We start from the raw sequence: 10,200 nt of genomic DNA, 5'->3' as shown, positions 1-10,200 counted from the left end.
CACCAGGGAGGCAGCCGTGACGAACCCGCCCGCCCCGGCACCGGCATCGGACCACCAGTCGCCCACGCGCACCGGAGTGTGGCTCATCGGAGCCCGCGGCTCCGTCGCCACCACCGCCGTCGCGGGATGCGCGGCGATCACCGCCGGGCTCCACCCCGCGACGGGCATGGTGAGCGAGACCGCTCCCTTCGCCGCGGCCGGCCTCCCACCCCTTCCTTACCTGGTCTTCGGCGGCCACGACACGGCCGCCTGCCCGCTGGGCAAGCGGGCCGAACAGCTCGCGGAGGGCGGCGTGCTGCCGTACGGCCTGCCGGCCGCGCTCCGCGCCGAACTCGCCGCCGCCGACGCCGAGATCCGCACCGGCGGCCCGCTCCCCGGCGACACCCGCGGTGACCAGGAGCTGATCGCGGCGTTCGCGGCGGACATCACCGCCTTCACCCACCGCCACGACCTGGCGCGGACCGTCGTCGTCAACGTCGCCTCCACCGAGCCCGTTCCCGAGCCCGGGAGCGACCGTCTTCCGGCGAGCTCCCTCTACGCGGCGGCGGCGATCGAGGCCGGATGCGCCTACGTGAACTTCACCCCCTCCACCGGGATACGGACCCGGGACCTCGCCGAGGCGGCCTCCGCCCGCGGCCTGCCCCACGCGGGACGGGACGGCAAGACGGGGCAGACCCTGCTCCGCTCCGTCCTCGCCCCGATGTTCGTGCAACGCGCCCTGTCGGTACGGGCCTGGTCCGGCACCAACCTGCTCGGCGGCGGCGACGGGGCGGTCCTCGCCGACCCCGCGGCGGCCGCGGCGAAGAACGCCGGCAAGGAGCGCGTCCTCGCAGACGCCCTCGGCGCCGCCCCCGAGGGCGAGGTGCACATCGACGACGTCCCCGCCCTCGGCGACTGGAAGACGGCCTGGGACCACATCGCCTTCGACGGCTTCCTCGGCACCCGCATGGTCCTCCAGACCACCTGGCAGGGATGCGACTCCGCCCTCGCCGCCCCGCTCGTCCTCGACCTCGCACGCTTCGCGGCCCGCGCCCAGGAGGCCGGTCTGAGCGGACCCCTCCCCGAGCTGGGCTTCTACTTCAAGGACCCCGACCCGGGCGCCCCCGCGGCGCTCTCCGAGCAGTACGGGGAGCTGCTGGCCCTCGCCGTGAGGCTGGGGGAGTCCCGGTGAGGGCACCTGGAGCCGGACGGCTGCGGGCCCTGGCCGTCGTGGCGGCCCTCGGCGTCGTGACGGCGTTCGCCGCGCGCCGCCCACCGCGCGGCACGGTGCACGACACCGTCCCGCGGGACGGGGCGGCACGCGGCACCCACCGGCCCGGGGCGGAGGAGGGGGCCGCCCCGGGCGGGTGCGGCGACGCCCGGCCCGCCGGGCCCGGGAGCGCCGACGACGCCGAGGCGGAGCGGCCCGCACCGGCCCCACGGCTGTGGGACTGGGCCGAACTCCTGCGCGTCTCGGCCCTGTTCACCGTCCCGGGCGACGCCCTCGCGGGCGCCGCCGCGACCGGACGCGGTCCCCGTCGCGGCACCTTCCTCGCCATCGGCAGCTCGCTGTGCCTCTACCACGCGGGCATGGCGCTCAACGACTGGGCCGACCGCGACGAGGACGCCGTCGACCGCCCCCACCGCCCCCTCCCCTCCGGCCGGATCAGCCCGGCCGCCGCCCTGACGGCCGCCGGGGCGCTCACCGCGGCCGGCCTGGCGCTCGCGGCCCGCGCGGGACGCGCCCCGCTCGCCCTCGCCACCACCCTCGCGGTGACGGTCTGGGCGTACGACCTGCGCCTGAAGCACACGGCGGCGGGACCGGCCGCCATGGCCACCGCACGCGCCCTCGACCTCGTGCTCGGCGCGACGGCCACCCGCCCCCGGGCGCTCGCCGCCGCGCTGCCCCACGCCGCCCTGCTCGGCGCGCACACCTACGCGGTCACCACCGTCTCCCGCAACGAGACGCGGGGCGGCTCCAGCAGGGCACCGATCGCCGCACTGGTCACGACCACGGCGATCGCCGCCGTCACGGCCGACGCCGCCCGGACGCTGCACCACCTGCGTGCGTCCACACGCCCGCCGTCGGCCACCGCCCGGCACGGGGCGGGCGGTGGCCGACGCGGGCGACCGGCCCCCAGGACGGAGCAACCACCGGCCCTGCCCCACGTCATGACGGCACTGGCCTCCGCCGCCTACGCCGGCACCGCGTTCACCCCCTTCCTGCACGCGGCTCTCAACCCGTCACCACAACTCACCCAGCGCGCGGTCGGCGGTGGGATCCGCGCCATGATCCCGTTGCAGGCCGCCCTGGCGGCCCGCTCCGGCTCGGGAGCATCCGCGGCGGCCGTCCTCGCCCTCGGCCCCGTCGCCCGCCGGGTCGCCAGGAAGGTGAGCCCCACATGAGCCTGCGCCTCGGCTACGGAACCAACGGCCTCACCGACCTCCGCCTCGACGACGCCCTCTCCCTCCTCGCCGAACTGGGCTACGACGGGGTCGGACTCACCCTCGACCACATGCACCTCGACCCGCTGGCACCCGGCCTCGCCGCCCGCACCCGCCGCCTCGCGGGACGGCTGTCCGCCCTCGGCCTCGAGGTCACCGTCGAGACCGGCGCCCGCTACGTCCTCGACCCGCGCCGCAAGCACGGTCCCTCCCTCCTCGACCCGGACCCCGACGCCCGCGCCGCCCGCACCCGGCTGCTCGTCCGCGCCGTCCGGGTCGCCGCCGACCTCGGGGCCCACGCCGTGCACTGCTTCAGCGGGATCACGCCCGCCGGCACGTCGTCCGCCACCGCCTGGCAGCGGCTCGAAGGCGCCGTCGCACCCGTCCTGGACGCGGCGTCCACCGCCGGGATCCCGCTCGCGGTCGAGCCCGAGCCCGGTCACCTCCTCGCATGCCTCGACGACTTCCACCACCTGCGCGGCCTGCTCGGCGACCCCGAACCCCTCGGACTCACCCTCGACATCGGCCACTGCCAGTGCCTGGAACCGGCGCCCCCCGCCGACTGCGTCAAACAGGCCGCCCCCTGGCTCCGCCACGTCCAGATCGAGGACATGCGCCGCGGCGTCCACGAACACCTCCCCTTCGGCGACGGGGAGATCGACTTCCCGCCCGTCCTCCAGGCCCTGGCGGACACCGGCTACGAGGGCCTGACCGTCGTCGAACTTCCCCGCCACTCCCACGCCGGACCCGAACTCGCCCGCACCTCCCTCGACTTCCTGCGCTCCCACACCCCCGCGAACGGAGCCACGGCATGACGACACCCACCCGCGAGGGCCTCCACGCCCGGCTCGGCGACGCCGCCGGCGCCTGGCTCGACGCGGCCCTCGCCGAAGCCGGAGCCGCCCGCGACGGCACCACGGACGACGACACCCCCACCGCAACCTCCTCCGTGCCCGCCTGGGAACAGTGCTTCGCCTCCGCGGGCCGCCACTGCGGCCAGGAGCACGCCGACGCCGCCCGCGTGCTGCTCCTACGGGAGGCCCGCGCCGACGCCGCCACGCTGACCCGCCTGTACCGGCAGGGCACCGCCGCGGAGCGCCGCGCCGTCCTCCTCGCGCTGCCGCACCGCGCGCCGGCCCCCGCCGACGGGGTGCCCCTCGTCGAGGACGCCCTGCGCACCAACGACACGCGGCTCGTCGCCGCCGCCGTCGGCCCCTACGCCGCGGAGCACCTCGACCCGCACACCTGGCGGCACGCGCTCCTGAAGTGCCTGTTCACCGGAGTGCCGGTGGACGCGGCCGCCCGGCTCGAGCACCGGGCACGCGGCGACGCGGAACTGGCCCGCATGCTCGGCGACTACGCGGCGGAACGCACCGCCGCGGGCCGGCCCGTCCCCGCGGACCTCCACCGCGTCCTCTCCCTGACGTCCCGGACGGAGGAGTCCTGATGCGCATCTTCGACCCCCACATCCACATGACCTCCCGCACCACGGACGACTACGAGGCCATGTACGCCGCGGGTGTCCGCGCCCTGGTCGAACCCTCCTTCTGGCTCGGTCAGCCCCGCACCTGCCCCGAGTCCTTCTTCGACTACTTCGACTCCCTCCTGGGCTGGGAACCCTTCCGCGCGGCGCAGTACGGCATCGCCCACCACTGCACCGTCGCCCTGAACCCCAAGGAGGCGAACGACCCGCGCTGCCTCCCCGTCCTCGACGCGCTGCCCCGGTTCCTCGTCAAGGACAACGTCGTCGCCGTCGGCGAGATCGGCTACGACTCGATGACCCCCGCCGAGGACACCGCCCTCGCCACCCAGCTCCAGCTCGCCGCCGACCACGGACTGCCCGCCCTCGTCCACACCCCGCACCGCGACAAGCTCACCGGGATGCGCCGCACCATCGACGTCGTCCGCGAGTCCGCGCTCGACCCCGAGCACGTCCTGCTCGACCACCTGAACGAGACCACGGTGAAGGAGGCCGCCGACAGCGGCTGCTGGCTGGGCTTCTCCATCTACCCCGACACCAAGATGGACGAGGACCGCATGGTCGCCGTGCTGAAGGCCTACGGCACCGAGAAGACGCTGGTCAACTCCGCGGCGGACTGGGGGAAGAGCGACCCCCTCAAGACCCGCAGGACCGCGGACGCCATGCTCGCCGCCGGCTTCACCGACGACGACGTCGACCAGGTCCTGTGGCGCAACCCCGTCGCCTTCTACGGACGCAGCGGCAAGCTGCAGCTCGACGTCCCGGCCCCCGCGGACCTGCACGAGGGCAACTCCATCCTCCGCGGCGGGGAATGAGGAGGCGGTACCCATGCGCTTCCGGCACCCCGACGGCTCCGTCGTCCACCTGGCCTACTGCACCAACGTCCATCCCGCGGAGACGCTCGACGGAGTCCTCTCGCAGCTCCGCGACCACTGCGAACCCGTCCGCAAACGGCTGGGCCGGGACCGCCTCGGCATCGGGCTGTGGCTCGCCAAGGACGCCGCGCGCGCCCTCCACACCGATCCGGCGGCCCTGCGCGGGCTGCGCACCGCACTCGACCGCCGCGGCCTCGAGGTCGTCACCCTCAACGGCTTCCCCTACCAGGGCTTCGGCGCCGCCGAGGTCAAGTACCGGGTCTACCGCCCCGACTGGACCGAGCCGGAGCGGCTCGCCTACACCAGCGGCCTCGCCGACCTCCTCGCCGCCCTGCTCCCCGCCGACGTCACCGAGGGATCGATCTCCACCCTCCCGCTCGCCTGGCGCACCCTCTGGGACGAGCATGCCGCGCGGAGCGCCAGGACCGCCCTCACCACCCTCGCCGGACGGCTCGACGCGCTGGCCGAACTCACCGGCAAGTCCATCAGGATCGCCCTGGAACCCGAACCGGGCTGCATCGTCGAGACCACCGCGGACGCGATAGAACCCCTCACGGCGATCGCCCACCCCCGCATCGGCGTGTGCGTCGACACCTGCCATCTCGCCACCTCCTTCGAAGAACCCGCCGCCGCGCTGGACGCGCTCACCGCAGCGGGCATCACCATCCCCAAGGTCCAGCTCTCCGCCGCCCTGCACGCCGAACACCCGCACCTGCAGGACGTACGCGACGCGCTCGCCGCCTTTTCCGAACCCCGCTTCCTGCACCAGACGCGCGCCCGCACCGCCGGCGGCCTGCACGGCACCGACGACCTCCACCAGGCGCTCACCGAGGGGCCGCTCCCCACCGGCGCACCCTGGCGCGCCCACTTCCACGTGCCGCTGCACGCACCGCCGGCGCCTCCGCTCACCTCCACCGTCCCCGTCCTGAAGGACGCCCTCGCCCGCCTCGTCGGTGGCCCGTCCCCGCTGACCCACCACCTCGAGGTCGAGACCTACACCTGGCAGGCCCTCCCCGCCGAGCTGCGCCCGCGCACCCGCGCCCAGCTCGCCGACGGCATCGCCGCCGAACTCGGTCTGGCCCGGGACCTCCTCCACGACCTCGGCCTGAAGGAACTCCCATGACCGACACCGCCGGGCCGGCCCCCCTCCTCGTCCTCGACGTCGTCGGCCTCACCCCCCGGCTCCTGGACCACATGCCGCATCTGAGGCGGCTCGCGGACAGCGGCTCACAGGCCCCGCTCGGCACCGTCCTGCCCGCGGTGACCTGCGCCGCCCAGTCCACCTTCCTCACGGGTGCGCCGCCCGCCGGGCACGGCATCGTCGGCAACGGCTGGTACTTCCGTGAACTCGGCGACGTCCTGCTGTGGCGCCAGCACAACGGTCTCGTCGCAGGCGACAAGCTGTGGGACGCCGCCCGCCGTGCCCACCCGGGCTACACCGTGGCCAACATCTGCTGGTGGTACGCCATGGGCGCCGACACCGATGTCACGGTCACCCCGCGCCCCGTCTACTACGCGGACGGCCGCAAGGAGCCCGACTGCTACACCCGGCCCCCCGAGCTCCACGACGAGCTCACCGACGCCCTCGGGACCTTCCCCCTCTTCCACTTCTGGGGCCCCGGCGCCGACATCGTCTCCAGCCGCTGGATCATCGACGCCACCCGGCACATCCTGCGCACCCGCACACCTGACCTCGCCCTCTGCTACCTCCCGCACCTCGACTACGACCTGCAGCGGTTCGGCCCGGACGACCCCCGCTCCCGCCGCGCGGCCACCGAGCTGGACGAGGCCCTGGCCCCGCTCCTCGACGACACACGCAGGGAGGGCCGCACGGTGGTGGCGCTCTCCGAGTACGCGATCACGCCGGTCAGCCGCCCCGTCGACATCAACCGCGAACTGCGGCGCGCCGGGCTGCTGGAGGTCCACACCCAGGACGGGATGGAGTACCTCGACGCGATGGCCTCCCGCGCGTTCGCGGTCGCCGACCACCAGATCGCCCACGTGTACGTGCGCCGTCCCGAGGACCTCGAAGCCACCCGCAAGGTCCTCGCCACCCTGCCCGGCGTCGCCGAACTCCTCGACGACGAGGGCAAGAAGCGGCACGGTCTGGACCATCCGCGCTCCGGCGAGCTCGTCGCCGTGGCGGACCCGGACGCCTGGTTCACGTACTACTACTGGCTCGACGACGACAGGGCACCCGACTTCGCCCGGCTCGTCGAGATCCACCGCAAACCCGGCTACGACCCCGTCGAGCTGTTCATGGACCCGGCGGACCCCTACGTCCGCGTCAAGGCCGCCACCGCACTGGCCCGCAAGAAGCTCGGCATGCGCTACCGCATGGCGATCGTGCCGCTCGACCCCTCGCCTATTCGCGGCAGCCACGGCCGCCTCCCGGCGAGCGACGAAGAAGGTCCGCTCATCCTCTGCTCCATCCCCCGTGCCGTCGGCGGCCGCGTCGCGGCCACCGAAGTGAAGTCCCTGCTCCTGCGCCTGGCAGGACTCCACTGAACCACACATCACCGACGCCAAGGAGTTGTCCACAATGACCAGCACGCGTCGTAACAGCACCCCCGACCCGGAGCTCAGCCGCAAGCTCAGCAGACGCGGCATGCTGGGCGTCGCCGCCGGAGCCGGTGCCGCCGCGTTGCTCGGCCTGGCCGCCCCCACCGCCGCCGCCCAGAGCAAGGGACACGGCAAGGGCCACGGCCGCCCGGTCCTGCCTCCCGGCCGCCTCGGCATCCAGCTGTACTCGCTGCGCGACAAGGTCTCCACACTCGGCTTCGCCCCCGTCTTCGCGGAACTCCAGAAGTACGGCTACGACGAGATCGAGTACGCCGGCTACACGCAGGGCTCCGCCGGCGCCATCACCCTCGCCCAGCTCCGCCGGCTCGCCCGCGACCACGGACTGCGCGCCATCGGCAGCCACGTCGGCTACTACAACGACGGCGACCCGAACGCCTACACCTTCGCCCAGAACCTCACGAAGGTCCTCGACGACGCCCAGGCCCTCGGGCTGAAGCACATCGGAACGGCGTCCGGTCCCTGGCGGTACGGCAGCACCGTCGACGGCTGGAAGCGCTGCGCCGAGGAGTTCAACGAGTACGGCGCGGCCGCCAAGGCCCGCGGCATGAAGTTCTACCAGCACAACCACGCGGAGGAGTTCTCCTTCGCCACCGACCGCCCGGGAGTGCGGCTGTACGACGTCCTCCTCGCCGAGACCGACCCCGACCTGGTCTACCTGGAGATGGACATCTACTGGGCCTACGCGGGTCAGTTCCGGTTCTCCAAGCGTGCGGACGGCACCCCCGCCCCCTTCGACCCGCTGCGCTACGTCCTGAAGCAGCCCGACCGCTACCCGCTCTTCCACGTCAAGGACGGTGAGCACGACGACACCAACCCCGACGGTTACCGCATGGTCGACGTCGGGGACGGGGACATCGACTACCAGCGGTTCATCTCGGCCGTGACGCGCACGCACGGCGGCCGTCTCGACCACCACTGGCAGACCGAGCACGACACGCCGCCCGATTCCTTCAGCTTCGCCCGCAGGTCGAGCGCGTACCTGCACTCGCTGCGCGAGAAGGACTGCTGACGTCGTGTCGGTGACGATCTGACGCGCCGTCCGGCGTGCCGTAGGGGCCCCGTGCCCGCCGCTCGGGCGGGCCGGGGCCCTTCGTCTTCCCGGGAGAGGCCGGGCTTGCGCGTCGCCGTGACTTCGGGCAGTCCCGCGGCCGCAACGACGCGCGAGCCCATGACCAGGGACGGAGCGGTTACCATCCGCTCCGGGCCCGCGCTCGGCTCGGTCGTCCCGGGTGCTGGGTGGCCGCGTTGGCGTACGTTGTCGGTGACGAGGATTCACCCGTCGGGAGGTCCGGACGTGACGGTTCGTGATTACGGTGCGTGGTGGAGTGATTGAGGCCCCGTCGGACCCGTGATCATCAGGAATTCTGCGCTGTGCACGCCGTCCGCAGTCCACCGTTCGCCGCACCTGACGCGGCGTCGCGTGACGGAGCGTGACGGAATTCCGTCGTGCGGCGCGGATGTCCTCGACGCAGGCTCATCCATGTCGGAACCCTGCGGACACCGCCCCGGTGCCCGCCGAGACAGGAGAGTCAGTATGCGCGTTTCCCGTTTTGTGGCCGCTGTCGGCGTGGCCTCTGTCGTTCTGCTGGGTGGTGCCACTGCTGCCGGCGCCGCCACCCCGGACCTCGCCAGCACCAAGGGAACCCACGTCACGGGCGACCACGGTCGCGGCGGCTACGACCGTGGTCACGGCGGCCGCGGCCACCACCGTGACTCCTTCCGCTTCGACCGCGGCTTCTTCGGCTCGTACCTCTTCGGGCCCTACCTCTTCGACCCCTTCTTCTTCGGCGGTCGCTACCGCTGATCTGCGGCCGGCCTGAACGACCAGGCATGACGGCCGTCACATTCCGGGCCGCCGCCCCCGCGTGGGGGTGGCGGCCCGCGCGTGTTCGGGGGCGGTGCGCGCCGCGGACTCCTACGTGAACAGCGATAACAAGTCGACGTTATCGCCGCTTGCGTTTCCGGCGATAACGTGGCACTGTTATCAACGGAAGCGGGGCGACGGAAGGAGTCGCCCCCCTCGCGCGATCAGGAGACCGCCATGACCGAGACCACCACCACTCGCCGCGTCGCGATCGTCACGGGCGGCTCCCGCGGCATCGGCCGCGAGGTCGCGCTGCGCCTGGCCGCCGACGGCCAGGCGGTCGTCGTCGCCTACGCCGGCAACCAGGCCGACGCCGACGCGACCGTCACCCAGATCTCGGCCATCGGCGGTTCCGGCCTCGCGGTACGGGCCGACGTCGCCGACGAGAAGGCGGTCCAGGAGCTCTTCGACGCCGCGGAGCGGGAGTTCGGCGGTGTGGACGTGGTGGTCAACTCGGCCGGCCTCATGGTCCTGAACACCGTGGCGGACTTCGACCTCGACGCCCTGGACCGCATGCACCGCACCAACATCCGCGGCACCTTCGTGGTCAACCAGCAGGCCGCCCGCAGGCTCCGCGAGGGCGGCGCCGTGATCAACGTGTCCTCGTCCCAGACCCGGATCGCCACGCCGACCTACGCGGCGTACGCCGCGTCGAAGGGTGCGGTCGAGGCCATCAGCCTGATCCTGGCCCGGGAGCTGCGCGGCCGCGACATCACCGTGAACGCCGTCGCGCCCGGCCCGGTCGCCACCGACCTGTTCCTCAACGGCAAGGACGAGGCGACCATAGACCGGTTCGCGAAGCTGAACCCCCTTGAGCGCCTCGGCTCCCCTCAGGACGTCGCCGAGATCGTCTCCTTCCTGGCCGGCCCCGGTCGCTGGATCAACGGTCAGACGATCTTCGCCAACGGCGGAGCGGCCTGACCCGCCGGCCGTACGCCTCCGCGCGGCCCCAGCACGCGGCCCCTCCGGGCACC

General features: G+C 73.5%; 10 protein-coding genes. All 10 read left to right on the top strand.

The features are described from left to right. Nucleotides 1–16: 16 nt before the first annotated feature. The 10 genes from PV350_RS22335 to PV350_RS22290 all read left to right on the top strand — a co-directional run bounded on the left by PV350_RS22335 (nucleotide 17) and on the right by PV350_RS22290 (nucleotide 10,147). Nucleotides 17–1,171 (top strand): inositol-3-phosphate synthase, encoded by a 1,155-nt coding sequence (locus tag PV350_RS22335; RefSeq protein ID WP_500335615.1) that lies wholly within the window; start codon nucleotides 17–19, stop codon nucleotides 1,169–1,171. Then, the gene (locus tag PV350_RS22330; RefSeq protein WP_499515843.1) at nucleotides 1,168–2,385 is read left to right on the top strand and encodes an SCO3242 family prenyltransferase; all 1,218 of its coding nucleotides are present in this window, start codon (nucleotides 1,168–1,170) and stop codon (nucleotides 2,383–2,385) included. Before PV350_RS22335 ends, PV350_RS22330 begins: the two co-directional genes overlap by 4 nt. After that, nucleotides 2,382–3,239 (top strand): sugar phosphate isomerase/epimerase family protein, encoded by an 858-nt coding sequence (locus PV350_RS22325; protein ID WP_500335613.1) that lies wholly within the window; start codon nucleotides 2,382–2,384, stop codon nucleotides 3,237–3,239. Before PV350_RS22330 ends, PV350_RS22325 begins: the two co-directional genes overlap by 4 nt. Beyond that, nucleotides 3,236–3,871 (top strand): EboA domain-containing protein, encoded by a 636-nt coding sequence (locus PV350_RS22320; protein ID WP_500335611.1) that lies wholly within the window; start codon nucleotides 3,236–3,238, stop codon nucleotides 3,869–3,871. Before PV350_RS22325 ends, PV350_RS22320 begins: the two co-directional genes overlap by 4 nt. Then, nucleotides 3,871–4,719 (top strand): TatD family hydrolase, encoded by an 849-nt coding sequence (locus tag PV350_RS22315; protein ID WP_499515846.1) that lies wholly within the window; start codon nucleotides 3,871–3,873, stop codon nucleotides 4,717–4,719. Before PV350_RS22320 ends, PV350_RS22315 begins: the two co-directional genes overlap by 1 nt. A gap of 13 nt (nucleotides 4,720–4,732) precedes the next feature. After that, entirely contained in the window at nucleotides 4,733–5,902 is a 1,170-nt protein-coding gene (gene eboE, locus PV350_RS22310; protein ID WP_499515847.1) for a metabolite traffic protein EboE, read from the top strand. After that, nucleotides 5,899–7,287 carry an alkaline phosphatase family protein gene (locus tag PV350_RS22305; RefSeq protein ID WP_500335608.1) on the top strand — a complete coding sequence of 463 codons (1,389 nt, stop codon included), beginning with the start codon at nucleotides 5,899–5,901 and terminating at the stop codon, nucleotides 7,285–7,287. Before eboE ends, PV350_RS22305 begins: the two co-directional genes overlap by 4 nt. 34 nt (nucleotides 7,288–7,321) lie before the next feature. Then, nucleotides 7,322–8,371 carry a sugar phosphate isomerase/epimerase family protein gene (locus PV350_RS22300; RefSeq protein ID WP_499515849.1) on the top strand — a complete coding sequence of 350 codons (1,050 nt, stop codon included), beginning with the start codon at nucleotides 7,322–7,324 and terminating at the stop codon, nucleotides 8,369–8,371. Nucleotides 8,372–8,929: 558 nt separating this feature from the next. Beyond that, nucleotides 8,930–9,166, top strand: coding sequence for a hypothetical protein (locus tag PV350_RS22295; protein WP_499515850.1), 237 nt, complete (start codon nucleotides 8,930–8,932; stop codon nucleotides 9,164–9,166). 237 nt (nucleotides 9,167–9,403) lie between these two features. Further along, nucleotides 9,404–10,147, top strand: coding sequence for an SDR family oxidoreductase (locus PV350_RS22290; protein ID WP_499515851.1), 744 nt, complete (start codon nucleotides 9,404–9,406; stop codon nucleotides 10,145–10,147). The last annotated feature ends 53 nt before the right edge of the window (nucleotides 10,148–10,200 follow it).

This window comes from Streptomyces sp. PA03-6a (assembly GCF_033792765.1).
Taxonomy (GTDB): domain Bacteria; phylum Actinomycetota; class Actinomycetes; order Streptomycetales; family Streptomycetaceae; genus Actinacidiphila.
Note: the sequence above shows the minus strand (reverse complement) of the source record. Positions and strands in the feature narration are given on the sequence as shown.